Below are 26,402 nucleotides of genomic sequence, written 5' to 3'. Positions count from 1 at the left end.
GAGACCGCCTCGGCCATGCGCCTTCCCGGGACGGGCGACACGCGTCGGCGCGGCGTGGCGCACGCCGGAAGCGCGGGGCCGACGAGCAGGGCGGGAGCACCGGTGAAGAGCCATGTCCTGGAGCGTTACGACGAGACGGCCGTCAACTGCCTCACCGGCAGCTACGCGCGGCTGAGCGTGATGCGGGGCCGCCCGGTCGAGGAAAAGACCGTGTTCGAACGCGGGAGCGGCTATCTGTTCCAGGCCGGCCTCGACGAGGCGGGCTATCCGGAGTACATCTTCCCGGTCGAGGAGACGGGCGCCCTCGGGATGCGGAACTGCGGCTTCGCCGTGCACAAGAAGCCCATCGACGTCCGTGACGTCGCCGGTCAACTGGCGTCCCTGATCGAGGAGTACGAGGGTGTCGTGGTCTGGGTCAACACGGCCCACCTGGCCTACGCCGACGTCTACCGTGACAACGCCCCCTATCTGCACGCCGTCGTCCTCGACTCCCTCGCCGACGACCGGCTGTCGGTGGACGTACTGGACTGCCTGGTGGTCGACCTTAAGCCGTTCGCCTGCCGGGCCCGGCTCGCGATCACCGACCTGGAACGGGCCGCCGGCGACCACATCAGGAGCGAGGCCCACGACGGCATGGGCTACTTCTACGCCGTCACCGACGAACGGACGCTCACCGCATCGACCGACGGCGCGGAGCCGGACCTGAGCAACGCGCTCGTGAGCCAGGCCAGGCGCTTCGCCGAGGAGGAGCGGTTCCACTCCGCCATCCGGCGCTACCGGCAACTGTGCGAGGAGTGCTTCACCGACACCCCGGACCGCGCGACGCACGCCGCCCGGCGGCTCTTCCACCACAGCACGGTGCTCTACGCGGTACCCGCGCTGACCCTGATGGAAGGCTCCCTGCGAGCAGCGGGCGCCTCGGACCACACGCTCCGCCTGCACGAGAAGGCCCTCCGCGACTGGCAGGCCATGGGCGTCCTCGCCCTCCGCTTCGAGGCGACTGCCGCGCCGTCCGTACTTAAGCGCATCAACGACCGCTTCGCCTCACTGGACGAGACCACGGCCGCCTTGTGGGAGTCGATCGCAGCCTGAGCTCAGGATCCGCGGGGACAGCCCGGGAGGCAGAGCAAGATCTTCTCCCGGGCTTGGTACTGGGCAGTTGACTGGCAGCGCGGCCGCTGCACCCACGAGTCTGGGCTGCGGCCGTGAATGCGTATGAATGCCGATCGCGAGTGTCATTCGTTGTCTGGGCGTAGATCATCTGAATGCGGCCAGATGTCCAGGGCCAGCGAGGCGAGGTATGAACCCCGCGCACGGATCCGATGCTCGTCCCAGGCGGCCGCCCAGTTGCTGACGCCAGTGCTCGGTGGAGCACTGAGCAGAGTCCCGTGGGTAAGGCGCAGCAGACTGTGCTGGCCAAGCCACTGCCGCTTGTCCTCCCAGGCCATGTTGCCCAGCGTGGGGTTCAGGCGGGCGGTGACCAGCGTCAGGTTGCCGAGTGTATGGACTAGCTCGTCGCGGTCGGCTCCTTCAGACAGATCGTTCTCAAGGGGCGGCCAGTTGTCACGCCAGCTCTGCGGCATGACGTGTTCGATGGTCAGCTTTGCACCGGCCTGTTCGCCGACGGGGACAGTGAGCTGTTCGGTGTGGTCGGTGCGCAGCTCGTCCTCCAGTGCTTCCAGGAGAATGCGTACGCTGCGGCGGACCAGACGGGAGTAGATGGGGTCCTGTTCCAGCGAGGCACGGAACTCGTAGTCGTTTGGCCAATGGCGGTGGTGGCCGTGCATTGCCGAGAGGGCCTTGATGACGGTTTCGTCCGCGCGATCCGGTTGCCGGGCCACGGCTGCGACCAGGTCACGGAAGACGTTGTTGTAGTCGCGGGTGCTGAGATTGAGCACCGCCCGGCGAACGAGGTAGCTGTCGATGGCGCGGATCGCCCGCCGTCGACGCTCCGGCGTCAGCACAGACTTGTCCAGGCCGTAGAGGAAGAGGAGCAGGGGCATCGGGGTGGAGGTCTGAAGGACCTTCATCCGATACAGGAACCGGCCCTCGGCGCCGTGTACTGGATGGTCATCGATGAGGTCATAGATCTCGGCATATCGCGCCAGCTCGGCAAAGACGTCTTCCGTGGGAACGGCGGACGAGAGCAACCAGCGCTCGAACTCCTTGAACAGGGATGAGGCGGTGAACTCAAGCTGCGTGCGCATAGTGAGCCAGTATGTGAGGAACACGTCGAGGCGGCTTCGCGTAATGCGGCCGGTCGTCTGCTCCATGCGCCATTCGTCCTGGTCGAAGGGGGCCCAGTACGTCTTGTAGAGCCGGTCGACGTCCGCGCCGGACCGTTCGGCGTTGCGGAACAGCAAGTTCTTGATCAGGTCTGCGTGCTCCAGCGGTGTACCGCGACTGTTCAGCGTTTCGAAAACGACCTGTGCGTCGTCGTGCTCTTCCAAGTCGATGATGACCAAGCGCAGCTGTTCCCTCAGGGCCTGTACCAGCATCCCCAGCCGCTCGTGAGGCTCAGTAGCTTCGGCCAGCCATGTGTCGATCTCCTGTCGAAAGTAGATGACAGCCTCGGCGAGTCGTCCAGTCCCTCCCTGGCCGAGCATGACCGTGCGGAACTCGTCACGGTCGGCATTGGTCGGCCAGACCTTGTAGAGGTGGTCGGGATGTTGGACACGGTCGAACAGGTCCTCGTCGTTCTCCAGGAACTTACTGAGCAGCCGCACGGAGCGCTCGTGGTTGAGAGCCGTCGCCGACAGGCGGGCCGCGAACACGAACAGCTGCAGCGTTGTCAGACGCTGTTGGCCATCGATGACCTGCCGCGTCTCCAGGCTTGACGAAAGGTACGGGGTCTCATCAAAGACAACTGCGCCGAGAAAGTGTGGCGCCACCGACGCCCCAGTCAACGCCGCCTGTTCAGCCCGCTGGACAGTGCGGCGGATGTCCTCCCACAGCGCCGACCAGTTGTCGTCCTGGTTCCACACGTACGGCCTCTGGAACAGCGGCACCGTGTATCGCACGTCCCTGCCGAAGATCCGCCGCAGGTCGACTGTGTCCGCTCTCATTGCTTGGGTCCCCTCCCTCGCGTTCAGACGTTTACCGTAGCGATCTTCGCTATAGCTGATCGGTCTGATCCCTGAAGTTGCAAGAAAACAGTGGGGGGTCACTCGTGGGCGATGGGACGCTGTTATGTCCCTGGCGGTGCCCGGTCGCCGTACTCGATCAGTCGGCATGTGGCTGGGCAGCTAGCCATCAGACCTTTCATTCGCCGAAGACTTCCCCATCATTCACGCCGGGACGGGCCTCTCGGTGGCAGGCGGTCCATCGATGCTGAGCCGGCTTCAACGACATGTGCTCGATGACTGCAGGCATGGCTGAACTTGGTCGGTGGGGATGAACTTGGCCTGTTGTGCGCCCTGCCCTGCCGTCGCCGATCGCCATAAGATCACTACTCTGCGTATGAGGGAGCGTGGCATGGCGGCTGGTGGATCGGCGTCGCGGCGGGCGCAGGAGGCGCGGCGGCAGGAGCGGACGCTCAGGGAGCAGTGGCAGGCGGCCCGTCGGCAGGCTCGGCGGTGGGAAACCGCCAGCGAGGGCGAACGCAGGTTAGCCGCCCAACTGTTGGTCTTGACAGCGCGGGGATGGCGATTACTGGTTGACCGCAGGTGGCCAAGCACGCGGGGGGCCAACGTGGACATGCTGCTGGTCGGTCCGGGCGGTGTCTTCGTTGTCGACATCAAGAACTGGCGCTCCGCACCGGAGACATCGGAGGGGACGCTTCGTGCCGGCGGAGAGCTCCGCGATGAGCACGCAACCAGGCTCCTGGCCGTGACGAAGGCCACCGAGTCGGCAGTGGCGTCCTTGGGAATGTCTCCGGTCGCTGTCCAACCCCTCATGGTCTTTGCAGGGCATCGCATAGATGCTGGTCTGGGCAGGATCCGTCTCCTGGGAGAGCATGAGGTCGGGCCGGCCCTGCTGAAGGAGCGCGGTCGACTGCGCGCCGAATCCGTACGCGCCGTCGCCGACCACCTGGAGCGGGTCCTCCCCGATTATGAGGGATCGTCCGTAACGCAGACAGCACCGTCATCGCCTCACGTGCAGCAGCAAGGAGAACTGTCCGACGGCCTGTTTGACCTTGCCGGGCTGCGCGAAGCGGCGCTGGAGGAAGCGCTGCGGGCCCCGATCGAGCAGTGGATGACCTTTCTCCACCCGGATCAGGTAGCTCTGGTGCGCCGCAACTGGGCCGGTCCGGCACGGATCAGTGGCCCTGCAGGAACGGGCAAGACCGTTGTTGGCCTGCACCGTGCGGCCCACCTCGCCCAACGCACCACCGGTCGGCTCCTGTATGTCACCTTCGCCAACAATCTCCCACGCGTGCAGGCGACGTTCCTCAAGACGATGTCTCCTGCTGTAGCCGACAGGGTCGACTTCCGAAGTCTGCACTCCTGGGCCCAGGAGTTCCTGCACGACAGCGGTGTCCCTGTCCGGTTACACGGAGACAAGGCCCAGACCGCCTTCAGCCTCGCTTGGAAGCACGTCGGCCGTGACAGTTGTCTGGCCGAGATCGACCCGGGCCCGGGCTACTGGAAGGAGGAGATCGACCACGTCATCAAGGGACGCGGCGTCATGTCCTTCGAGGAGTACGCCACAGTGCCCCGCCGACGGCGTCGTGCGAGTCTGCGGCGTCCGCATCGGCAGGCCGTTTGGACTTTGTACGAGGCCTACGAAGCACTCCGTACCGAGCGCGGCGTACACGACTTCAATGACGTCCTCTCCCTCGCCCTGGCGCAAGCGCGGCGCAGTACAGCACAGCACCGCTATTCAGCAGTGATCGTCGATGAGGTCCAAGACCTGACCCTGGTAGGAGTGAGGCTCCTACACGTTCTCGTCGGCGATGCACCCAACGGACTGTTGCTGGTTGGCGACGGCCAACAGGCGGTCTACCCGGGCGGTTTCCGCCTGTCCGACGCCGGTATCGACATCCGCGGTGACCGTGGTCAAGTGCTGCGCACCAACTACCGCAACGGCAAGAAGATCCTTGATACGGCACTGGCAGTCGTCGCCGAGGACTCCTTCGAGGACATCGACGGGCTCCCAACGCCGGGCCGCAGAGACGTCGATCTCACGTATCACGACGGCCAGGTGATCCGGGTATCGAAGCCGACGTCGGACGAGCACGACCAGGCCCTCTTGGAAGCGTTGCGGGGCTTGCCGCCAGGAGCCCGCCCGGACACCGCAGTGCTCTGCCCGTCCATGCGTGCCATCAGTCACTACCAGCGGCTCCTCGAGCGGGCGGGCATCTCCGTATGCCTGCTTGAGCACTACGACGGCCGCCCCGTCGACGCCGTCAAACTCGGCAGCTATCGCCGAGCCAAGGGCCTGGAGTTCAAGTGCGTCTATCTCCCTGAGCATGACGCCACCTTGGCGAGCGGCGCCCGTACACCACACGGCACGGAAGCCTCGGGAACCGAACGCGAGCGCAACGAGCTGGTCCGCAGCCAACTATTCGTGGCCATGACCCGAGCGCGTGACCTGCTGTGGCTGGGAAGCGTGAAACGGCACGGCGAGGGGCGATGACCGACAAGACAACCAGACCCATTTCACATACCAAGAACGTACGTTCGGTTTGATGTGACAGGCCCCGGCTGATCACTCGGCCCTCGTTTGCGGCTGGAGGCCACGGCTCCTGCCGGTGATCGTGCGGTGGCTTGTGGTGGTTGTGGCGCGGGTGCATATGGATGGGCACGCGTGTTCTTCTGTGGGGTCGTGCGGTTCGCATCGACCGTCGCGTGCCTACGGCTGCAACCGTACGGTGACCGCTTCGCGGATCACGCAAAAGGACGCAAGCGGGAGATGCCTCGGCTTCCCTCTGACCGTCCTCGCTGCGCCGTGGAGATGCCGGACACTGAGGAGGGCATGCCGCAGACGCTTCGGTACGAGCCGGACGAGCAGCGCCTGTGGATCGGTTCGGGATGCATCGCGCCCGTGCGACTGTCCACCAGGGAATATCAGGTCTCCCGGATGAACGTACCGGACAAGTGGTTCAACTATCGCCGGAAGGAGCCTGCGGGTAAGCGACGTCTGGAGCTCGACCATGTGGTGGCCCGGCGTTGGCCTCCTGACTGGACAAGCGAGTTGCTGAGTGTTCAACATCCTTGGCTTGTTGGTCCAGGAGGAACCGGCTCAACGAGACGTGCTGGAAGCTGTCTGTGCCGGCTCTCTGCACTCCGTACGGGACCTGGCGGAGGGCGGCGTTATCCCGGTGCCAGGACACGCACTCAAGCCCGTCGCAGCCGCCTCTGGATGAGAGACGAAGCCAGGGCTATGACGGCCCGGGGCGGACCCTGGGCCTGGGCCTGCCCAGGGGCTGCCGTGCAGCTGTCGGACGAGTGGACGAGTGCTGTCGTTGCGCCGCCCTGGGCGATGGCGGCCAAGGGGGATGAACCGAAGGTACGTGGATGTGCAGCCCGGAGGGTGGTCGACTGCGCACTGGCGGGCAGTCCTAGCGAGGAGGAACCCTTGGGGCACCGGGAGCAAGATCTTCTCCCGGTTCTCTCCCAAACGATCTCCGGAAACCACTCAGGGGCCTGATCCACTAAGTGGATCAGGCCCCTGACCTGGTCTTACGGCTGTCGGGGTGGCGGGATTTGAACCCACGACCTCTTCGTCCCGAACGAAGCGCGCTGCCAAGCTGCGCTACACCCCGATCGCCGCCGGTCTCCCGGCGACATCGATTACTTTAGCCCACCGGCGCCCGGAGACGAAATCCGCTTTTTGTGCCGATCGGGCGGGTGCCCCGGTCACGCGTCCCGTGCCGTCAGCGTCAGCAGGGTCGCTTCCGGGGGGCAGGCGAAGCGGACCGGGGTGTAGCGGTTCGCGCCGCAGCCGGCCGAGACGTGGAGGTACGCGCGGTGGCCGTCGGCCGTGTGGGAGGAGAGGCCCTTGACCCGGTCCGTGTCCAGGTCGCAGTTGGTGACAAGGGCGCCGTAGAAGGGGATGCAGACCTGGCCGCCGTGGGTGTGGCCGGCCAGGATCAGGGGGTAGCCGTCCGCGGTGAAGGCGTCGAGGGAGCGCAGGTAGGGGGCGTGGACCACGCCGATGGAGAGGTCGGCGCCCGTCTCGGGGCCGCCCGCGACCTCGGCGTAGCGGTCGCGCTTGATGTGCGGGTCGTCGAGGCCGGTGAAGGCCAGCTCCAGGCCGTCGATCTTGAGGCGGCCGCGCATGTTGGACAGGTTCAGCCAGCCCGCGTCGTCGAAGGCGTCCCGCATCGGCTGCCACGGGTTGTGGATGACGCCGACCGCCGGGGCGTTCCCGTTGAGCCCGTGCTTGCCCGCGGCCTTCTCGAAGAGGTAGCGGACGGGGTTGCGGAGCTTGGGGCCGTAGTAGTCGTTGGAGCCGAAGACGTAGACGCCCGGGAACTCCATCAGCGGGCCGAGCGCGTCGAGCAGCTCCGGTACGGCCTCCGGGTCCGAGAGGTTGTCGCCGGTGTTCACGACGAAGTCCGGGCGCAGTCCGGCCAGGGACTGCAGCCAGGCGCGCTTCTTGCGCTGGCCGCAGACCATGTGCACGTCGGAAACCTGCAGAACGCGCAACGGGCGGGCTCCGTGCGGGAGTACCGGGACGGTGATCCGTCGCAGGCGGAACGAGCGGGCCTCGAATCCGGCCGCGTAGGCGAGACCGGCGGCGCCGGCCGCGGCGGTGACCGCCGTGATTTTCAGGGGTACTCCGTAGCGTGCGCGCATGCGCCCATCGTCGCAGACAGGGCGTGCCCGCAGGAAAACCGGCGGGCGGCGGGCACCCCGCACCTGCCACAATCACCCCATGACCACGCTCAAGTCCAAGCTCAAGGAAGACCTCACCACGGCCATGAAGGCGCGCGACGAGCTGACCTCGTCCACGCTCCGGCTGACCCTCACCGCGATCACCAAGGAGGAGGTCGGCGGCAAGACGGCCCGCGAACTCTCCGACGACGAGGTGCAGAAGGTGATCGCCAAGGAGGCCAAGAAGCGCCGCGAGGCGGCGGAGGCCTTCGCCAAGGGCGGCCGGACCGAGCAGGCCGAGCGGGAGAAGCGGGAGGGCGAGCTGCTCGACGCCTACCTCCCGCAGCAGCTGAGTGACGACGAGCTGACCGCGGTCGTGGCGTCCGCCGTCGACGAGGCGAAGGCCGCCGGGGCCGAGGGGCCGCGGGCGATGGGCGCCGTCATGAAGATCGTGAACCCGAAGGTCGCGGGGCGCGCCGAGGGCGGCCGGGTGGCCGCCGCGGTGAAGAAGCTCCTCGCCGGCTGAGGCCGCGCGTACAGCGGGCGGACAGGCGTACAGCAGGCGGACATGAAGGTGGGGCGCACCTCGTACGAGGGGCGCCCCACCTTCATGCGTGCCGTGCGGAGGAAGCGGCTCAGGGGCCGTTCGTCCCGCCGTCCTGCTGACCGCGGCCGTCGCCGTCGTTTCCGCCGATCAGGTTCGGCGGAATGCTGATACCGGGGAAGGGGCTGTCGTCGCCGGGCTTGTCGTCGCCCTCGCCCGGCTTGTTCTTGTCGCGGCCCTTCTTGTCCTTGTCCTTGTCCTCCTTGGGCTTCGCCCGCGGTACGTCGACCGGGGTGAAGGCCGGAGTCTCCGAGGCGTTCAGGGAGCCCGTCATCGCCGTCCGCCAGATCGGGCCCGGCAGACAGCCACCGCAGACGTCCTCGTAGTACTGGCCGCCGATGGTGATGTTGCTCATCGGGACCTGGTGGGAGCCGTCGCTGCCGACCCACACCGCCGTGGACAGGTTCGGGGTGTAGCCGACGAACCAGGCGTTCTTGCGCTCGTCGGTCGTACCGGTCTTGCCCGCGTTGTCACGGTCGCTGAGGCCGGCCGCCGTACCGGTGCCGTCCTCGACGACGCCCTTGAGCATCTGGTTGATGGTGTCGGCCGTGTGCTCGCTCATGGCGTCCCGGCACGTCGACTTCGGTACGCCGATCTTGCCGCCGTCCGGCTTGGTCACCGACAGGATCGCGACCGGGGAGCAGTACTTCCCGCGGTTGGCGAAGGTGGCGTACACCGAGGCCATGGCCAGCGGTGTCGACTCCTGGCCGCCGAGGGTGGTGGCGGGGTTCTGCAGCAGCGGCTTGTTGTCGCCGCGGTCGTAGCCGACCTTCTTCGCCATGGTGAGCGTCTCGCAGAGGCCGGCCTTCTCCTCCAGCTTGGCGAAGTAGGTGTTGATCGACTTGCCCAGCGCGCTGGTCATGTCGAAGGTGCCCTTCTCCGACTCCGTCTCGTTCTCCACGTCCCACGGGATGGTGTCCGCGGCCTGGCCGTCGCAGGTGTGGAAGGCGTCGGCGGGGAGGGTGATCGAGGAAGGCGTGGTGAAGCTCTGCGCCGGGCTGATGCCCTTCTCCAGCGCGGCGGCGGCGGTGATCGGCTTGAAGGTCGACCCGACCTGGAAGCCGGCGTAGCTGCCGCCCATCTTGTTGTCGACGGAGAGGTTCAGCACGGTCTGGTGCTTGGACTGGTCCAGTCCGTACGGGCGGGACTGGGCCATCGCCAGGATCTGGCCGGTGCCGGGCTGTACCTGGACGACCGACGCGGCGACCTTGTCGGTCTCGTTGACCCGGGAGGTCGCGGCCTCGTTGGAGGCGGCCTGGGACCGCGGGTCCAGGGTCGTCTTGATGGTCAGGCCGCCGGTCGCCCAGAGCTTGGCGCGGTCCTTCGCGGTCTTGCCGAAGGCCGGGTCGCTCGTGACGATCTGGCGTACGTAGTCGCAGAAGAAGCCGGACCCGCTCACCGCGGTGATGCAGCCGTTCTTCGGCCGCTTCACCTTCAGCTTGATCGGGGTCTCCTGGGCCTTGGTGGCCTCCTCCTGCGAGATGTCCCCGACATCGGCCATCCGCTGGATCACGGTGTTGCGACGCTTGGTCGCCTCCTCCGTGTCGTTGACGGGGTCGTAGCGGCTGGGCGACTGCACGATGCCGGCCAGCAGCGCCGCCTCCTCCAGCTTCAGGTCCTTCGCCGACTTGGAGAAGTAGCGCTGGGAGGCCGCCTCGACCCCGTACGCCTGCTGCCCGAAGAAGGTGATGTTGAGGTAGTTCTCCAGGATCTTCTTCTTGCCGAGTTCTTCCTCGACCTGGATCGCGTACTTCAGCTCCTGGACCTTGCGGCCCAGCGTCTGCTGGGTGGCCTCGGCGACCTTGGCCGGGTCGTCGCCGGCCTCCTCGACGAAGACGTTCTTCACGTACTGCTGGGTGAGGGTCGACGCGCCCTGCGCGGTCCCGCCCGCTTGTACGTTGCGGTTCATCGCGCGCAGGATGCCCTTGAGGTCGACCGCGCCGTGCTCGTAGAAGCGGGCGTCCTCGATGGCGATGATCGCCTTCTGCATGTACGGGGAGATCTTCGTCAGCGGCACCACGGTGCGGTCCCGTGAGTAGACCGTGGCGATCTGGCCGCCCTGGTTGTCCAGGATCGTGGTGCGCTGGCTGAGCGGCGGAGTCTTCAGATTGGCCGGGATCTCGTCGAATCCGTCGACCGTTCCCTTGGCGGCGAGACCCAGTGCTCCGGCGGCCGGCAGCGCGATGCCCGCCAGGACCACTCCGGAGAGTGCGGCGACACCGAGGAACTTGGCGGCCTGCTGGGTCGTCGTGAGACCCCCGCCCGAGCGCTTCTTTGGCATGGGGGCAGCCTACGTTCTCATTCGCCGGACACACGTATATGCCTTGGCCTAAGCTGCTCTCAACTGTCACAGCAGTCCGGTTTCGTATCAACCCCCCTGCATGACCCTGTGCACGACCCGGCCACGAGTTCAGGCGCTCCCGAATTCGCCTCTTGTGTCATCGAAAGTCCGTTGTGACTCAGGTGAACTGTCCCGATTCTTCCGGGATAGTCGCGCATGTCCTCACCTCACTCCCCTGGGTGATCTGCCGCATACGCATAGTCCGTTCGGGCCATTCAAGATTGGGCCCGAAGGGGGTGTTGTGCTGTCGCCACCTTCCGTAACGTCCTCAACTGGCAGCGGTGAATATGCCGCTTCCGCCGTGGGGGAGCCTCGATTCGGGAGAGGACGGCGCCGGGATGGGCTGGGTAACCGACTGGAGTGCGCAGGCAGCCTGCCGCACTACCGATCCGGATGAACTGTTCGTACAAGGGGCAGCGCAGAACAGGGCCAAGGCGGTGTGCACCGGATGTCCGGTGCGGACCGAGTGCCTGGCCGATGCGCTGGACAATCGCGTCGAATTCGGCGTGTGGGGCGGAATGACCGAGCGGGAGCGCCGCGCACTGCTGCGCAGGCGCCCGACCGTCACGTCCTGGCGCCGGCTGCTGGAGACCGCACGCAGCGAGTACGAGCGGTCCACGGGCATCCTGCCCGTGGCGATCGGGCTGGAGGACGACGAACTGCACGAGACGTTCGCCGCCGTGGGGTAGCCCCGGGCGGCAGGACGGACGAGGGGACTACGCAGCTCCGGCCGAGGCGGAACCGGTCGCGAGCCGGTCCCCGATGGCCCGCAGCCCTGCGAGGTCATGGACATCTCCGGGGAGCGCGGCCACCGCGGTCACGGCCACCTCGGGATGCAGCGCGGTGAAGCGGTCGCGTGTGCGCTGTTCGCGCGCGACCACCTGCATCCGTTCGGCATGCAGACGCAACAGACCTGCCGTCAGCTGTTCGACGGTCACGGCGTCCGCAGGCGTGTCGCCCTCGACTGCGGGGGCCTCTCCGGCGCGGGCGCCGGCGGGCTCGTGCTCCGAGGCGTGCTCGGGCTGTTCGGGGGTGGCGGCTCCAGGGGTGTCCGTGGTCGGTGCGGAACCGGCCGCGGGGGAGTCGGCGGGCTCACGAAGTCCAGCCTTCCCGGCCCCCTGATCCACAATGCCGTCGGCCTCAAGATTTTCCGCGGCGGCCAGCGCGCGCTCCGCGGAGAGCCGGGCGGCGTCACTGCCGTGCACCCGGTTGAGGACCAGACCCGCCAGCGGCATGTCCTCCGCGGCCAGCCGCTCCACGAAGTACGCCGCCTCGCGGAGCGCGTCCCGCTCGGGCGTCGCGACGACGAGGAACGCCGTGCCGGGTGCCTGGAGGAGCTTGTACGTGGCGTCGGCGCGGGTGCGGAACCCGCCGAACATGGTGTCCATCGCGGCGACGAAGGTCTGCACATCACGCAGGAACTGGCCGCCGAGCAGCTTGCCCAGCGTCCCGGTCATCATCGACATGCCCACGTTGAGGAACTTCATTCCGGCCCGGCCGCCCATCTTCGCCGGAGCCATCAGCAGCTTGATGAACTTCCCGTCCAGGAACGAGCCCAGCCGCTTCGGCGCGTCCAGGAAGTCCAGCGCGGACCGCGACGGCGGGGTGTCGACGACGATCAGGTCCCAGGTGTCGCGCGCCCGCAGCTGGCCGAGCTTCTCCATCGCCATGTACTCCTGCGTGCCCGCGAAACCGGCCGACAGGGACTGGTAGAAGGGGTTCTCCAGGATCGCGCGGGCCCGCTCGCCGTCCGCGTGCGCCTCGACGATCTCGTCGAAGGTCCGCTTCATGTCGAGCATCATGGCGTGCAGCTCGCCGGAGCCCGGCGTCCCGACGCCCTCCACCCGGCGCGGGATGTTGTCCAGGGAGTCGATGCCCATGGACTGGGCGAGCCTGCGGGCCGGGTCGATGGTGAGGACGACGACCTTGCGGCCGCGTTCCGCCGCGCGTACGCCGAGGGCCGCCGCGGTCGTCGTCTTGCCCACGCCGCCCGAGCCGCAGCACACGACGATCCGGATGTCCGGGTCGTCGAGGAGGGCGTCGGTGTCCAGGGCGGGAGAGGCGGCCGTGCCCGCGGCCGCATCCTCGGTGTCCGCGCCCGTATCCGTTTCCGTGCCGGTGTCCGCGTCCGCTGTCATGAACCCACCCCTTGTTCCGCTTCCGCCGCCCCTTCGCCCACACCCTGCTTGCGGAGCTCGACCGCCAGCTCGTACAGCCCGGCCGGATCCACGCCCTCACCGATCAACGGGAGTTCGTACCCCGCGAGTCCCAGACCCGCCAGCACGGCGCGCTGCTCACGCTCCAGCTCCACCCGCTGGGCGTGCTCGGCCGCCTGCTCGACCAGGGGGCGTACGAGCCCGGCGGAGCCGGTCACACCGGCCCGGGTGAGGGTCTTGGCGATCTCCTTGCGCCGGCCGCCCGCGGCGGTGCGCAACGCGTCCTCGTCCAGCAGGTGCGGGCGCACCATGTTCACGATCACCCGGCCCACCGGCAGCTCGGCGGCCCGCAGCTCCGCGATGCCGTCGGCGGTCTCCTGGACCGGCATCTCCTCCAGCAGGGTCACCAGGTGCACCGCGGTCTCGGGGGACTTCAGCACCCGCATCACGGCCTGCGCCTGATTGTGTATCGGGCCGATCCGGGCCAGGCCCGCCACCTCGTCGTTCACGTTGAGGAAGCGGGTGATGCGGCCGGTCGGCGGGGCGTCCATGATCACGTAGTCATAGACGAACCGGTTCCGCTTGTCCTTGCGGCGCACCGCCTCGCACGCCTTGCCCGTGAGCAGGACGTCCCGGACGCCGGGCGCGATGGTGGTGGCGAAGTCGATCGCGCCGAGTTTCTTGAGCGCCCGGCCCGCGCTGCCGAGTTTGTAGAACATCTGGAGGTAGTCGAGGAGGGCGCGCTCGGCGTCGATCGCCAGTGCGTACACCTCGCCGCCGCCCGGCGCTACGGCGATCTTGCGCTCCTCGTAGGGGAGGGACTCCGCCTCGAAGAGCTGGGCGATGCCCTGTCTGCCCTCGACCTCGACGAGGAGGGTGCGCCTGCCCTCGGTCGCGAGGGCGAGCGCGAGGGCGGCGGCGACCGTGGTCTTACCGGTACCGCCCTTGCCGCTGACGACCTGGAACCTGCTCACGTATTCGAGCCTAACCAGTCGCACCGCAGGCTACGCACGAGGCTGCGCGTGCAAGGGATTGCGCAGGCATTACAGTCGGGCCATGACCAAGTGGGAATACGCGACCGTGCCCCTTCTCGTGCACGCGACCAAGCAGATTCTGGACACCTGGGGCGAGGACGGCTGGGAGCTGGTCCAGGTCGTTCCCGGCCCGAACAACCCCGAGCAGCTCGTGGCCTACCTGAAGCGGGCGAAGCAGTAGTGGCGGGCGCCGTCGAGGCGAAGCTCGCCGAGCTCGGACTGGCCCTGCCCGACGTCGTGCCGCCGCTGGCCTCGTACCAGCCGGCCGTGCAGTCCGGGGTGTACGTGTACACCTCGGGCCAGCTGCCGATGGTGGACGGCAAGCTCGCCGTCACCGGCAAGGTCGGCGCGGAGGTCACGCCCGACGAGGCCAAGGAGCTGGCGAAGACCTGCGCGCTCAACGCGCTGGCCGCCGTGAAGTCGGTCGCGGGCGACCTGGACCGGATCGCGCGCGTCGTGAAGGTCGTCGGCTTCGTCGCCTCGGCCACCGACTTCACCGGTCAGCCCGCCGTGATCAACGGGGCGAGTGAGCTGCTCGGCGCGGTCCTCGGCGACAAGGGCGTCCACGCCCGCAGCGCCGTCGGTGTCGCCGTGCTGCCGCTGGACGCGCCCGTCGAGGTCGAGGTCCAGGTCGAGCTGACCGGAGCCTGAGCCGAACCCCGTACCGAAGCCGTACCGCAGCCGGTGTCCGACACCGGCCGCGCCGTTCTGATCCCGCCCGGTCGTGACGACCGGGCGGGATCAGCTGCGTACGGGACTGGGTGCGGGACTCCCGCGCAGGGCCGGCTCCGTGCCGACGGAGCGGTGCACGGCGCTCGCGTCGCAGAGGACTCCCGCGCACGGCAGGCTCTGTGTACGGGGCATGTACGGATCCCCGTCCCCCTCGAACATCCTCGCTGTTCCGGATAGCCTCCGGCCATGTCCAATGGTCAGTGGTACCCACCGGAATGGCCCGACCGGATCCGGGCCCTCGCCACCGGCGAACTGACGGCCGCGGCCCCCCGGCGGGCCGCCACCGTGATGCTGCTCCGGGACGCCGCCGCGGGTACCGGGGGCGGGCCCACGGTCCACATGCTGCGCCGGCGCACCTCGATGGCCTTTGCCGGAGGTGCGTACGCCTATCCGGGTGGCGGGGTCGACCCGCGGGACGACGACCGGCTCGTCCGCTGGGCCGGACCCGCGCTGGAGGTCTGGGCGCGGCGGCTCGGGGTCGGTACGCCGGCCGAGGCGCAGGCGATCGTCTGCGCGGCGGTCCGCGAGACGTACGAGGAGGCGGGCGTCCTGCTCGCGGGCCCGACCGCCGGCACGGTCGTCACGGATACCACCGGCGCGGACTGGGAGGCCGAGCGGGAGGCACTGGTCGCGCGGGAGCTGTCGTTCGCCGATTTCCTCGACCGCCGCGGGCTGGTGCTGCGCTCCGACCTGCTCGGCGCGTGGGCGCGCTGGATCACTCCGGAGTTCGAACCGCGCCGCTACGACACCTGGTTCTTCGTCGCCGCGCTCCCGGCCGGCCAGCGCACCCGCAACGCCTCGACGGAGGCCGACCGCACGGTGTGGATCGCTCCGGGCGAGGCGGCCGACGGTTACGACCGCGGTGAGCTGCTGATGATGCCGCCGACTGTCTCCACGCTGCGCACGCTCAGGCCGTACGCCTCCGCCGCGCAGGCGCTGGAGGCGGCGTCGGGCCAGGACCTCACCCCCGTGCTCGCACAGGCCCGTCTGGAGGGCGACGAGCTGGTGCTGAGCTGGCCGGGGCACGAGGAGTTCACCAAACACATCCCCGCGGGCGGCGCCGGGGGCGGTGCGGCATGAGCGACGCGGCACTGCTGCCGGGCCAGCCGCGCGGCGGCGTGATCTCCGGGGCGGCCACGGCCCGTACGGTCAACGTCCTCGCACCCAACGCGTCGGCGATGACCCTGGACGGCACCAACACCTGGATCGTCGCCGAACCGGACTCGGACCTCGCGGTGGTCATCGACCCGGGGCCGCTCGACGAGACCCATCTGCGGGCCGTCATCGACACCGCCGAGCGGGCGGGGCGCCGGATCGCGCTCACGCTCCTCACCCACGGGCATCCCGACCACGCGGAGGGCGCGGGCCGGTTCGCCGAGCTGACCCGGACGAAGGTGCGGGCCCTGGACCCGGAGCTGCGCCTCGGCGACGAGGGCCTGGGCACGGGTGATGTGATCACGACCGGCGGCCTGGAGATGTACGTGGTGCCGACCCCTGGCCACACCGCGGACTCGCTCTCCTTCCATCTGCCCGCCGACCGCGCGGTGCTGACGGGGGACACGATCCTCGGGCGCGGTACGACGCTGGTGGCCCACCCCGACGGGCGGCTGGGGGACTACCTCGACTCGCTGCGGCGGCTGCGCTCGATGACGGTCGACGACGGGGTGCAGACGGTGCTGCCGGGACACGGCCCGGTGCTGGACGACGCGCAGGGCGCGGTCGAGTTCTACCTGGCGCACCGGGCGAACCGGCTGGCGCAGGTGGAGACGGCCGTGGAGTCCGGCTACCTGACGTCGTCGCAGGTGGTGGCGCATGTGTACGCGGACGTGGACCGGTCCCTGTGGCCGGCGGCCGAGCTGTCGGTGCGGGCGCAGCTGGACTATCTGCGGGAGCACGGGCTGATCTGACGGACGGCCCTGCCGGGACGGTATGCGCGAGGGGCCCCGCCGGTGTCGGCGGGGCCCCTCGGACGTTGCGTACGGCGACGGTCAGCGGGACCTCTTGGCCAGCCGCTCCACGTCCAGCAGGATCACCGCGCGGGCCTCCAGCCGCAGCCAGCCGCGGCCGGCGAAGTCGGCGAGGGCCTTGTTGACCGTCTCGCGGGAGGCGCCGACCAGCTGGGCGAGCTCCTCCTGCGTCAGGTCGTGCACGACGTGGATACCTTCCTCCGACTGGACGCCGAAGCGGCGCGACAGGTCGAGGAGGGCGCGGGCGACGCGGCCCGGCACGTCGGAGAAGACCAGGTCGGACATCTGGTCGTTGGTCTTGCGCAGGCGCCGGGCGACGGCGCGCAGCAGGGCCGTGGCCACCTCGGGGCGGACGTTCAGCCAGGGCTGAAGGTCGCCGTGGCCGAGGCCGAGGAGCTTGACCTCGGTCAGCGCGGTGGCGGTGGCGGTGCGCGGGCCCGGGTCGAAGAGCGACAGCTCACCGATCAGTTCGCCGGGGCCGAGGACCGCCAGCATGTTCTCGCGCCCGTCGGGGGAGGTGCGGTGGAGCTTCACCTTGCCCTCGGTGACCACATAGAGGCGGTCGCCCGGGTCACCCTCGTGGAACAGCGCGTCTCCGCGCGCGAGGGTCACCTCACTCATCGAGGCGCGGAGCTCCGCGGCCTGCTCGTCATCGAGCGCCGCGAAAAGCGGGGCGCGCCGCAGAACGTCGTCCACGAGTTCTCTCCTTGTCGGCCTGTTCAGGGAACCGTGGTCCCCATCATGCCGGACGGTAAAACAGTGCGATCAATCACAAACCAGTTTGACGCACGCGCGTGCCGGAGCGTACGGCAGGGGGCCGATTGGGGGCGGATCACCGGTGACCGGGGCGGATGTCAGTGCTGGGCTCTAGGCTGGCCGGGTGTCCAGATCGCCGGTGAGAGTGCAGGCCAAAGGGGCTGATGGGGTGTCGGAAGGCCGTAATTCCGCTGTGGGCGAACAGGGTGCAGAGGGTCTGAAAAAGACGACAAAACGCCCGGCGGGGCGAGCGGGCGGCACGGACTCGGCCACGCGGGCGAAGTCCAAGGCGGCGGAGGCGTCGACGGCGTCAGGGAAGGCCGAGGCGGCAAAGACGTCCACGGCGTCAGGGAAGGCCAAGGCGGCAGCGAAGACCGAGGCGACGGGGAAGGCCAAGCCCGCCAAGTCGTCCGCGTCCGCCAAGCCGTCCACGTCCGCCAAGTCCGGAGGCGGGCGGTCGAAGGCGGCCCCGGCGCCGAAAGCGGCCGGGAAGGCCAAGCCGGAATCGCACCTGGCCATGGTCCGCAGGGCCCGCCGGATCAACCGCGAACTCGCCGAGGTCTATCCGTACGCCCATCCCGAGCTGGACTTCAGGAACCCCTTCGAGCTCCTCGTCGCCACGGTCCTCTCCGCCCAGACCACCGACCTGAGGGTCAACCAGACCACCCCCGCGCTCTTCGCCGCCTACCCCACCCCCGAGGACATGGCCGCCGCCGTGCCGGAGGAAATGGAAGAGATCATTCGGCCGACCGGCTTCTTCCGGGCCAAGACGAAGTCGCTGATGGGCCTCTCCACGGCCCTCCGGGACAATTTCGGCGGCGAGGTGCCCGGGCGCCTCGCGGATCTCGTGACGCTGCCGGGGGTCGGCCGCAAGACCGCCAACGTCGTCCTCGGCAACGCCTTCGGCGTTCCCGGCATCACGGTCGACACCCACTTCGGCCGGCTCGTCCGCCGCTGGAAGTGGACCGAGCAGGAGGACCCGGAGAAGGTCGAGGCGGAGATCGCGGAGATCTTCCCCAAGAGCGAGTGGACGATGCTCTCGCACCGGGTCGTCTTCCACGGCCGCCGCATCTGCCACGCCCGCAAGCCCGCCTGCGGCGCCTGCCCGATCGCCCCGCTCTGTCCTTCGTACGGCGAGGGCGAGACCGATCCCGAGAAGGCCCGGAAGCTCCTGAAGTACGAGATGGGCGGCCAGCCGGGCCAGCGGCTGAGCCCGCCGCCGGACTACCCGGGCATACCCGCCCCCGCCCTGGGCGCCGGCTGACCGATCAGGCGAGGCGCTCCGGAACGAAAACCGCGGGGACAGGCGTTGAGAGACGAGGGGTGCCTATGAAGACGCATGAACACAGCACGGAAGCGGCCATCACCGCCGCATCGGCCCAGGCCGGTGCGGCGGCCGGACGCGAGGCCGCGATCGCCGTCACGACCGAGGGCCTGCCCGGCTGGCTGGACCCCGTCGCCCGGGCGGCGCGGACCATCGAGCCGCAGCAGCTCAGCAGATTCCTGCCGCCCGAGAGCGGTGCCGGCCGGCAGTCCGCCGTGCTCATCCTGTTCGGCGAGGGCGCGCGCGGGCCCGAGCTGCTCCTGATGGAGCGCGCCGGAAGCCTGCGTTCCCACCCGGGGCAGCCCTCGTTCCCCGGCGGCTCCCTGGATCCCGAGGACGGCGACCAGGCGACGACGGGACCGCTCCGGGCCGCGCTGCGCGAGGCCGAGGAGGAGACCGGCCTCGATCCGCACGGAGTGCAGCTCTTCGGTGTGCTGCCCCGCCTCTACATCCCGGTGAGCAGCTTCGTGGTGACGCCCGTCCTCGGCTGGTGGCGCTCGCCCAGCCCGGTCGGCGTCGTGGATCCCGGCGAGACCGCCCGGGTCTTCACGGTCCCCGTGGCGGATCTCACGGATCCGGCCAACCGGGTGACGACCGTCCATCCCAGCGGCCACCGGGGCCCGGCATTTCTGGTCGAATCCGCACTCGTATGGGGGTTCACGGCCGGGGTGATCGACCGGATTCTGCACTTCGCGGGCTGGGAGCGCCCCTGGGACAGGGCCAAGCAGGTGCCGCTCGACTGGCGCTCATGACAGGCTGACTCCCGTGCTCCGCTGCTCCGGGCCCTCCCGGCCACGGGGAGACGTACGGGCCCGGTGACGAATCTGCGAGGCTATTGACGGTGAACGTGCTGGACATCCTGCTGCTGGCCGGCGCCGTGTGGTTCGCGGTCATCGGGTACCGCCAGGGGTTCGTCGTCGGCATTCTGTCGGTGATCGGGTTCCTGGGCGGCGGACTCGTCGCCGTCTATCTGCTGCCGGTTCTGTGGGACCAGCTGACGGACGGCTCGGAGGTCTCCTCGACCGCCGCCATCGTCGCGGTCGTCATCGTGATCGTGTGCGCCTCGGTGGGCCAGGCCTTCACCACCCACCTGGGCAACAAGCTCCGCCGGTACATCACGTGGTCGCCCGCGCGCGCCCTCGACGCGACCGGCGGTGCCCTGGTGAACGTCGTCGCGATGCTGCTGGTGGCCTGGCTCATCGGCTCCGCCCTTGCGGGTACGTCGCTGCCGACGCTGGGCAAGGAGGTCCGGAACTCCTCGGTCCTGCTCGGCATCTCCCGAGTTATGCCGCCCCAGGCCTCCACCTGGTTCACGGACTTCTCCTCGGTCCTGGCGCAGAACGGCTTCCCGCAGGTCTTCAGCCCGTTCGCCAACGAGCCGATCACCGAGGTCAGGGCCCCCGACCCGGCCCTCGCGGGCAGCCCCGTCGCGGCCCGGGCCAAGGAGTCCATCGTCAAGGTCGTCGGTACGGCCCCGAGCTGCGGCAAGGTCCTCGAAGGCACCGGCTTCGTCTTCTCCGACCGCCGGGTGATGACCAACGCCCACGTCGTCGGCGGGGTCGACGAGCCGACCGTGCAGATCGGCGGCCAGGGACGGCTGTACGACGCGAAGGTCGTCCTCTACGACTGGCAGCGCGACATCGCCGTACTCGACGTACCGGACCTCGACGCGAAGCCGCTGCAGTTCACCGACACCGACCACGACGCCGCCACCGGGAACAGCGCGATCGTCGCGGGCTTCCCGGAGAACGGCTCGTACGACGTGCGCTCCGCGCGGGTCCGCGCCCGGATCGACGCGAACGGCCCCGACATCTACCACCGGGGCACCGTCCGCCGCGATGTGTACTCCCTCTACACGACGGTCCGTCAGGGGAACTCCGGCGGACCGCTGCTGACCCCCGAGGGCAAGGTGTACGGAGTCGTCTTCGCCAAGTCGCTCGACGACCCCGACACCGGCTACGCGCTCACCGCCGACGAGATCCGGCAGGACATCACGCAGGGCCGTACGGCCAACCAGCAGGTCGACAGCCAGGGGTGCGCGCTCTAGGGGCCGGGCGGGCCCGGGGAGCCCTCGGCAGCCTGCGCGGACGTCCGGGGAACCCCTGCGTCATCCGCGCGGATGACGCAGCCGCGCCGAGACCCAGCGGGCCCTGCGGCGGAGGATGCGCGGAATGCCGAGCCGGGGATCATGCAGAACATGCATAGCGTGCACCCGGCCCTGGAGGCCGCCCCCCTCATGAGTGCCCGGAACCGCCGTGGCGGTCGAGCGACGATTGCGTGCTGCGTCACCGAAGTCGTGCGTCCAGCCCATACCCGGACGTCTGCCCGTGCCTCATGGTCGGTAATCGCCCATCCGCCAGCCAATTGGCCTATGCGCCAGGCAAGTGGCTGTTCGTAGGACGTGTGTGCCTATCGGCTAACGGTCGGGCTCGGAATCCTTGAGCCAGCTGATGAGTTCGGCCGAGAACCCGGCCGGATCCTCCTCGTGGGGGAAGTGCCCCAGACCGTCGAAAAGTCGCCAGCGGTACGGTGCCTCGACGTACTCGCCGGACCCCGCCGAGCTCCGGGTACGGACGGCCGGATCGAGTGAACCGTGCAGATGCAGCGTCGGCACCCGCACCGGCCGCTTCATGCGCCGGTTGAACTGGATGCCGTCCGGGCGGGCCAGCGAGCGCACCATCCAGCGATACGGCTCGACCGAGCAGTGCGCCGTCGACGGGATGGACATGGCGCGTCGGTAGACGTCCAGCGCCGCGTCGTCGGGGAAGTCCGCCGTGCCCGGCCCCGCCCAGTCGCGGATCAGCCGGCCGACCAACGCGGCGTCGTCCGCCACGAGCTGACGCTCCGGCACCCAGGGCCTCTGGAAGCCCCAGATGTACGAGCCCGCGCGGGACTGGGCGAAGTCGGAGAGCATGGACGAGCGCCACCGCCGCGGATGCGGCATCGAGGAGACCACCAGCCGGCGCACCAGCTTCGGGCGCATCACCGCCGCGGTCCAGGCCAGATAGCCGCCCATGTCGTGGCCGACCAGGGCGGCGTCCGGTTCGCCGAGCGAGCGGATCACGCCGGTGATGTCCAGCGCCAGGTTGGCGGGGTCGTAACCGCGCGGGGTGCGGTCGCTGCCGCCCACGCCGCGCAGGTCCATCGCCACGGCCCGGAAGCCCGCCTCGGCGAGCGCGGGGAGCTGGTGGCGCCAGGTCCACCAGAACTGCGGGAAGCCGTGCAGGAGGAGGACCAGTGGCCCTTCACCCATCTCGGCGATGTGGAAGCGGGCGCCGTTGGCCGCGACGTCCCGGTGGGTCCAGGGGCCGTCGAGGCGGACAGGCCCGCCGGACGCGGCCGCGGGGCCTGCCGGACCGCCGGGGACCGGTGCGGGGGCGGGCTCGGCGGGGCCGGCCGGTTTCTCGTGACCCGCCCGGTCGTCCGGGCCCACCGGGCCGAATGCGCTGGAATCGGGGACCGTCATGTGGATGAGCGTGCCACAACCGACGCCTTGTCCTGGACCGGACGGTTCTCGATGGCCTTGTCCGCAAGTGTGCTGCCGCCCGCCGGCAGGATCGCGTCGGCGCCGACACTCGCCCGCGGGTGGGGCTTGACCCCCTGCAGAACGGCGGCGGTCTGCTTGGCCGAGGCGATGGACTTCTCCGGCGGCTTGACCTTCTTGAACTTGGCGTAGCCGAACAGCGCGAGCAGGATCCCCAGAAGGATGAACGCACCGCCCACGATCAGGAACGACCAGGCGAGGCCGAGTCCCAGGTTGTGGATTCCGTAGGCGGCCGCGAAGCTCAGCACCGGGATGGCGAACAGAATCAGCACGCCCGTGACGAGGAACGCCGCGCTGCCGATGACGCCGCGCTTGACGTCCTGTCGCACCTCGGCCTTGGCCAGGGCAATCTCGTCGTGCACCAGCGCCGACATTTCGGCCGTCGCCGAGGCGACCAGCTGGCCGAGACTGCGGTCGGCGCTGCCCGCGTAATTGCCGGGGTCGCTCATCCCTGACTCCCTCTCCTGTTCAACACATCCGATGTCAGATCATGCCGGACTGTCCGGCTTGCTGCTCGCTGCCCCCGCCAGTTGGGCAAGGCGGCGGTGCTCGGCCGCCTTCCTCTCGTACAGCGCGGCCATCCGCAGGTGGTACTCCGGATCGTCCTGTTCGTAGATGTCCGGTACCCCGGACGCGTCCTCGTCGAGCTCCTCGGCGTCGAACAGCGCCCGGTATCTGCGTACCCGCAGTTTGAGCAGTACACCGGAGACTACGGCCGCAATGAGCGAGCCGATGAGAACCGACGCCTTGACCTCGTTGATCATGTCGTCGTCTCCGGCGAAGGCGAGCTCCCCGATCAGCAGCGAGACGGTGAAGCCGATGCCGGCCAGGGCGGCGACGGCGAGGACATCGGCCCAGGCCAGTTCCTTGTTCAGCTCCGCCTTGGTGAACCGGGTGGCCAGCCACGTACCGCCGAAGATGCCCAGCGTCTTGCCGACGACAAGTCCCAGAACGACGCCGAGCGTTTCGGGCCGGTTGAAGACGCCGGCCAGCGCGCCGCCGGAGAGGGAGACCCCGGCGGAGAACAGCGCGAACACGGGCACCGCGAAGCCGGCCGAGAGCGGGCGGACCAGATGCTCGATGCGTTCGCCGGGGGAGTGGTCCTCGCCGGTGCGTCGGGTGCAGCGCAGCATCAGGCCCATGGCGACACCGGCGATGGTGGCGTGGATGCCGCTGTTGTACATCAGCCCCCAGATGACCAGGGCGAGCGGTACGTAGACGTACCAGCCGCGCACGTTGAGGCGCAGTAGCAGATAGAAGACGCCCAGGCCGACGAAGGCGCCGATGAGTGCGACGAAGTCGATGTTCTCGGTGAAGAACACCGCGATGATCAGGATCGCGAAGAGGTCGTCGACGACGGCGAGGGTCAGCAGGAAGGCGCGGAGCGCGGACGGCAGCGAGGTGCCGAGGACGGCGAGGACGGCGAGCGCGAAGGCGATGTCGGTGGCCGTGGGGACGGCCCAGCCGTCCATGGAACCGCCGCCGATCACGTTCCCCAGGGTGTAGACGACGGCCGGCACGGCCATGCCGCACAGCGCTGCGACGACCGGCAGGGCGGCCGCCTTGGGGTCGCGCAGTTCGCCCGCGACGAGTTCCCGCTTGAGCTCGACGCCCGCCACGAAGAAGAAGACCGCGAGTAGTCCGTCGGCCGCCCAGTGCGCCACGGAGAGATGGAGGCCGAGTGCCTCCGGTCCGAAGTGGAAGTGGCTGACCGTCGAGTAGCTCGACGCGAAGGTGTTCGCCCAGACCAGCGCGGCGACGGCGGCGGCCAGCAGGATGACTCCGCCGACGGTCTCCGTACGCAGGGCTTCTGCGAGGTAGTTCCGCTCGGGGAGCGACAGCCGGCCCAGGAAGGTGCGACGGGGGGAGGGGGGTGCGGGGGTGGGCGTGGCCACGGGGTGAGACCTCCGGGTCGGTACGGCAGCGATGGCATGGCTGATGCACTTGCCGACCAGACTTCCCGGCACACCCTGTGGAGATTTCTTATCGTTTTATTGATCAGCTGCCACTGTACCCGGGGTGTGCGGGGCTGTGACCGGTGATCTTCACCCTAAATGCCCGAAGGGCATCCGGCGCGTCGCCGGATGCCCTTCGGGGTGTGTGCCGCTTGCCGGTTCTCAGTCCTCGGAGGAGGCCGACGGCAGCTGGGTCTGGATGAGGTCCATGACCGAGGAGTCGGTCAGTGTGGTGACGTCTCCCAGGGCCCGGTTCTCGGCGACGTCGCGCAGGAGGCGTCGCATGATCTTGCCGGAGCGGGTCTTGGGGAGTTCCGCGACCGGCATGATCCGCTTGGGCTTGGCGATGGGGCCGAGGGTGGTGCCGACGTGGTTGCGGAGTTCGGCGACGAGGTCGTCGGATGCGGTGGCGGTGCCGCGCAGGATGACGAAGGCGACGATGGCCTGGCCGGTCGTCTCGTCGGCGGCGCCGACCACGGCGGCTTCGGCGACGGCCGGGTGCGACACGAGGGCGGACTCGACCTCGGTGGTCGAGATGTTGTGCCCGGACACGAGCATGACGTCGTCGACGCGGCCCAGGAGCCAGATGTCGCCGTCCTCGTCCTTCTTGGCGCCGTCGCCCGCGAAGTACTTGCCCTCGAAGCGCGACCAGTAGGTGTCGAGGAAGCGCTGGTCGTCGCCCCAGATGGTGCGGAGCATGGAGGGCCACGGCTCGGTGAGGACGAGGTAGCCGCCTCCGCCGTCGGGGACCTCACGGGCTTCGTCGTCGACGACGGTGGCACTGATGCCGGGCAGGGCGCGCTGGGCGCTGCCGGGCTTGGTCTCGGTGACGCCGGGGAGCGGCGAGATCATCATCGCGCCGGTCTCGGTCTGCCACCAGGTGTCGACGATGGGGCACTTGTCGGCACCGATGTGCTTGCGGTACCACATCCACGCCTCGGGGTTGATCGGCTCACCGACCGAGCCCAGGACCCTCAGGCTGCTCAGGTCGAACTTGGCGGGGATGTCGTCACCCCACTTCATGAACGTGCGGATCGCGGTCGGCGCGGTGTAGAGAATGCTCACGCCGTACTTCTGGACGATCTCCCAGAAACGCCCCTGGTGCGGGGTGTCGGGGGTGCCCTCGTACATGACCTGCGTCGCGCCGTTGGCCAGCGGTCCGTAGACGATGTAGGAGTGACCGGTGACCCAGCCGATGTCGGCGGTGCACCAGTAGACGTCGGTTTCCGGCTTGAGGTCGAAGACCGCGTGGTGGGTGTAGGCCGCCTGGGTGAGGTAGCCGCCGGAGGTGTGCAGGATGCCCTTGGGCTTCCCGGTGGTGCCCGAGGTGTAGAGGATGAACAGCGGCTGCTCGGCCTCGAAGGCTTCGGGGGTGTGCTCGGTCGACTGGCGTGCGGTGATCTCGTGCCACCAGACGTCGCGTCCCTCGGTCCACGCGGTGTCCTGACCGGTGCGGCGCACGACCAGGACGTGCTCGACGCTCTCGATACGCGAGACGGCGTCGTCGACGGCCGGCTTGAGCGCGGAGGGCTTGCCGCGGCGGTAGCCGCCGTCGGAGGTGATGACGACCTTCGCGTCCGCGTCCTGGATGCGGGCGGCGATGGCGTCGGCGGAGAAGCCGCCGAAGACCACCGAGTGCGCGGCACCGATGCGGGCGCAGGCCAGCATCGCGACGGCGGCCTCGGGGATCATCGGCAGGTAGACGGCGACCCGGTCGCCCTTGCCGACACCGAGCTCGGTCAGCGCGTTCGCTGCGCGGGAGACCTCGTCCTTCAGCTCGGCGTAGGTGATGGCACGGCTGTCGCCGGGCTCGCCCTCGAAGTGGATGGCGACCCGGTCGCCGTTGCCCGCCTCGACGTGGCGGTCCACGCAGTTGTACGCGACGTTGAGTTTGCCGTCCGCGAACCACTTCGCGAAGGGCGGGTTGCTCCAGTCGAGCGTCTCGGTCGGCTCGGTGGCCCAGGTCAGGCGGCGGGCCTGCTCGGCCCAGAAGCCCAGCCGGTCCGCCTCGGCCTGCTCGTACGCCTCCGCAGTGACATTGGCGTTCGCGGCCAGATCGGCAGGCGGTGCGAACCGCCGCTCCTCACGAAGCAGATTGGCCAAGCTTTCGTTGCTCACGACATCTCCCATTCCCAGGGTGTCCGTTGTGTCCCGGGGCATAGCTCATCAGGCCAAAGGCCGGGTGACAAGTGTCTGCCGGGAATTGGTTTAGACCTGTGCTTTCGTGTA

The 26,402-nt window shown here is 69.0% G+C and carries 24 protein-coding genes and 1 tRNA gene; 12 read left to right on the top strand and 13 right to left on the bottom strand.

Features of this window, described 5'->3' with window-relative positions:
* Positions 1 to 102: 102 nt before the first annotated feature.
* Positions 103 to 1,092 (top strand): hypothetical protein, encoded by a 990-nt coding sequence (locus OG408_RS18115; RefSeq protein ID WP_326670820.1) that lies wholly within the window; start codon positions 103 to 105, stop codon positions 1,090 to 1,092.
* A gap of 143 nt (positions 1,093 to 1,235) precedes the next feature.
* Here OG408_RS18115 and OG408_RS18110 read toward each other — a convergent pair whose 3' ends face one another.
* Entirely contained in the window at positions 1,236 to 3,065 is a 1,830-nt protein-coding gene (locus tag OG408_RS18110) for a DUF262 domain-containing protein (RefSeq protein WP_326670819.1), read from the bottom strand.
* A 394-nt stretch (positions 3,066 to 3,459) separates the two neighbouring features.
* On the opposite strand from OG408_RS18110, the gene OG408_RS18105 reads away from it, so the two are divergent.
* Positions 3,460 to 5,577, top strand: coding sequence for a UvrD-helicase domain-containing protein (locus tag OG408_RS18105; protein ID WP_326670818.1), 2,118 nt, complete (start codon positions 3,460 to 3,462; stop codon positions 5,575 to 5,577).
* A 276-nt stretch (positions 5,578 to 5,853) separates the two neighbouring features.
* Entirely contained in the window at positions 5,854 to 6,591 is a 738-nt protein-coding gene (locus OG408_RS40180) for a type ISP restriction/modification enzyme (protein ID WP_442806134.1), read from the top strand.
* 41 nt (positions 6,592 to 6,632) lie between these two features.
* On the opposite strand, the gene OG408_RS18100 is transcribed toward OG408_RS40180, so the two are convergent.
* Together OG408_RS18100 and OG408_RS18095 are read right to left on the bottom strand one after the other, a co-directional pair.
* Positions 6,633 to 6,706 (bottom strand) — tRNA-Pro (locus tag OG408_RS18100).
* Positions 6,707 to 6,800: 94 nt separating this feature from the next.
* Positions 6,801 to 7,742 (bottom strand): metallophosphoesterase, encoded by a 942-nt coding sequence (locus tag OG408_RS18095; RefSeq protein WP_266780119.1) that lies wholly within the window; start codon positions 7,740 to 7,742, stop codon positions 6,801 to 6,803.
* 79 nt (positions 7,743 to 7,821) lie between these two features.
* Between OG408_RS18095 and OG408_RS18090 the strand changes: the two genes are divergently transcribed.
* A complete protein-coding gene (locus OG408_RS18090) occupies positions 7,822 to 8,286 on the top strand; it encodes a GatB/YqeY domain-containing protein (protein ID WP_326670816.1) in 465 nt (154 codons plus the stop codon).
* 109 nt (positions 8,287 to 8,395) lie between these two features.
* Here the strand turns inward: OG408_RS18090 and OG408_RS18085 are convergent, their stop codons facing one another.
* On the bottom strand, positions 8,396 to 10,645 hold the full coding sequence (locus OG408_RS18085) for a transglycosylase domain-containing protein (RefSeq protein ID WP_326670814.1): 2,250 nt from the start codon (positions 10,643 to 10,645) through the stop codon (positions 8,396 to 8,398).
* Positions 10,646 to 11,043: 398 nt separating this feature from the next.
* Here OG408_RS18085 and OG408_RS18080 point away from each other — a divergent pair, with 398 nt between their 5' ends.
* Positions 11,044 to 11,394, top strand: coding sequence for a WhiB family transcriptional regulator (locus OG408_RS18080; RefSeq protein ID WP_018551136.1), 351 nt, complete (start codon positions 11,044 to 11,046; stop codon positions 11,392 to 11,394).
* Between the two features lie 27 nt (positions 11,395 to 11,421).
* Here OG408_RS18080 and OG408_RS18075 read toward each other — a convergent pair whose 3' ends face one another.
* Together OG408_RS18075 and OG408_RS18070 are read right to left on the bottom strand one after the other, a co-directional pair.
* Positions 11,422 to 12,843, bottom strand: a complete 1,422-nt coding sequence (locus OG408_RS18075; protein WP_266780116.1) for an ArsA family ATPase — start codon at positions 12,841 to 12,843, stop codon at positions 11,422 to 11,424.
* Positions 12,840 to 13,835: an ArsA family ATPase gene (locus tag OG408_RS18070; RefSeq protein WP_266780115.1), complete on the bottom strand. Its 996-nt coding sequence runs from the start codon at positions 13,833 to 13,835 to the stop codon at positions 12,840 to 12,842. Before OG408_RS18070 ends, OG408_RS18075 begins: the two co-directional genes overlap by 4 nt.
* Before the next feature lie 82 nt (positions 13,836 to 13,917).
* Here OG408_RS18070 and OG408_RS18065 point away from each other — a divergent pair, with 82 nt between their 5' ends.
* Together OG408_RS18065 and OG408_RS18060 are read left to right on the top strand one after the other, a co-directional pair.
* Positions 13,918 to 14,076 carry a DUF4177 domain-containing protein gene (locus OG408_RS18065; RefSeq protein WP_093708112.1) on the top strand — a complete coding sequence of 53 codons (159 nt, stop codon included), beginning with the start codon at positions 13,918 to 13,920 and terminating at the stop codon, positions 14,074 to 14,076.
* On the top strand, positions 14,076 to 14,546 hold the full coding sequence (locus OG408_RS18060) for a RidA family protein (RefSeq protein WP_219573178.1): 471 nt from the start codon (positions 14,076 to 14,078) through the stop codon (positions 14,544 to 14,546). Before OG408_RS18065 ends, OG408_RS18060 begins: the two co-directional genes overlap by 1 nt.
* Before the next feature lie 90 nt (positions 14,547 to 14,636).
* Here the strand turns inward: OG408_RS18060 and OG408_RS18055 are convergent, their stop codons facing one another.
* Positions 14,637 to 14,759: a hypothetical protein gene (locus tag OG408_RS18055; protein WP_326670813.1), complete on the bottom strand. Its 123-nt coding sequence runs from the start codon at positions 14,757 to 14,759 to the stop codon at positions 14,637 to 14,639.
* Positions 14,760 to 14,813: 54 nt separating this feature from the next.
* Between OG408_RS18055 and OG408_RS18050 the strand changes: the two genes are divergently transcribed.
* Positions 14,814 to 15,707, top strand: coding sequence for an NUDIX hydrolase (locus OG408_RS18050; RefSeq protein WP_285567615.1), 894 nt, complete (start codon positions 14,814 to 14,816; stop codon positions 15,705 to 15,707).
* A complete protein-coding gene (locus OG408_RS18045; protein WP_285567612.1) occupies positions 15,704 to 16,534 on the top strand; it encodes an MBL fold metallo-hydrolase in 831 nt (276 codons plus the stop codon). Before OG408_RS18050 ends, OG408_RS18045 begins: the two co-directional genes overlap by 4 nt.
* An 81-nt stretch (positions 16,535 to 16,615) precedes the next feature.
* Here OG408_RS18045 and OG408_RS18040 read toward each other — a convergent pair whose 3' ends face one another.
* Positions 16,616 to 17,290, bottom strand: a complete 675-nt coding sequence (locus tag OG408_RS18040) for a Crp/Fnr family transcriptional regulator (protein WP_123460131.1) — start codon at positions 17,288 to 17,290, stop codon at positions 16,616 to 16,618.
* Between the two features lie 277 nt (positions 17,291 to 17,567).
* Here OG408_RS18040 and nth point away from each other — a divergent pair, with 277 nt between their 5' ends.
* The 3 genes from nth to OG408_RS18025 all read left to right on the top strand — a co-directional run bounded on the left by nth (position 17,568) and on the right by OG408_RS18025 (position 20,721).
* A complete protein-coding gene (gene nth / locus OG408_RS18035; protein WP_326674556.1) occupies positions 17,568 to 18,614 on the top strand; it encodes an endonuclease III in 1,047 nt (348 codons plus the stop codon).
* 65 nt (positions 18,615 to 18,679) lie between these two features.
* Positions 18,680 to 19,426, top strand: a complete 747-nt coding sequence (locus OG408_RS18030; protein WP_326670812.1) for an NUDIX hydrolase — start codon at positions 18,680 to 18,682, stop codon at positions 19,424 to 19,426.
* Positions 19,427 to 19,515: 89 nt separating this feature from the next.
* A complete protein-coding gene (locus OG408_RS18025; protein ID WP_285567604.1) occupies positions 19,516 to 20,721 on the top strand; it encodes a MarP family serine protease in 1,206 nt (401 codons plus the stop codon).
* Positions 20,722 to 20,781: 60 nt separating this feature from the next.
* Here the strand turns inward: OG408_RS18025 and OG408_RS18020 are convergent, their stop codons facing one another.
* The 5 genes from OG408_RS18020 to acs form a co-directional block, all read right to left on the bottom strand.
* A complete protein-coding gene (locus OG408_RS18020; protein WP_266780108.1) occupies positions 20,782 to 20,985 on the bottom strand; it encodes a hypothetical protein in 204 nt (67 codons plus the stop codon).
* A gap of 105 nt (positions 20,986 to 21,090) precedes the next feature.
* On the bottom strand, positions 21,091 to 22,140 hold the full coding sequence (locus OG408_RS18015) for an alpha/beta fold hydrolase (RefSeq protein WP_326670810.1): 1,050 nt from the start codon (positions 22,138 to 22,140) through the stop codon (positions 21,091 to 21,093).
* Complete coding sequence (locus tag OG408_RS18010; protein WP_266780106.1) at positions 22,137 to 22,667, bottom strand: phage holin family protein; 531 nt, start codon at positions 22,665 to 22,667, stop codon at positions 22,137 to 22,139. The genes OG408_RS18015 and OG408_RS18010 overlap by 4 nt, the downstream gene beginning before the upstream one ends.
* A gap of 39 nt (positions 22,668 to 22,706) precedes the next feature.
* Entirely contained in the window at positions 22,707 to 24,113 is a 1,407-nt protein-coding gene (gene nhaA, locus OG408_RS18005) for a Na+/H+ antiporter NhaA (RefSeq protein ID WP_285567599.1), read from the bottom strand.
* Between the two features lie 222 nt (positions 24,114 to 24,335).
* The gene (acs, locus tag OG408_RS18000; protein ID WP_266780104.1) at positions 24,336 to 26,333 is read right to left on the bottom strand and encodes an acetate--CoA ligase; all 1,998 of its coding nucleotides are present in this window, start codon (positions 26,331 to 26,333) and stop codon (positions 24,336 to 24,338) included.
* Positions 26,334 to 26,402: the final 69 nt, after the last annotated feature.

It is taken from the genome of Streptomyces sp. NBC_01257, from assembly GCF_035917255.1.
Classification (GTDB): Bacteria; Actinomycetota; Actinomycetes; order Streptomycetales; family Streptomycetaceae; genus Streptomyces.
Note: the sequence above shows the minus strand (reverse complement) of the source record. Positions and strands in the feature narration are given on the sequence as shown.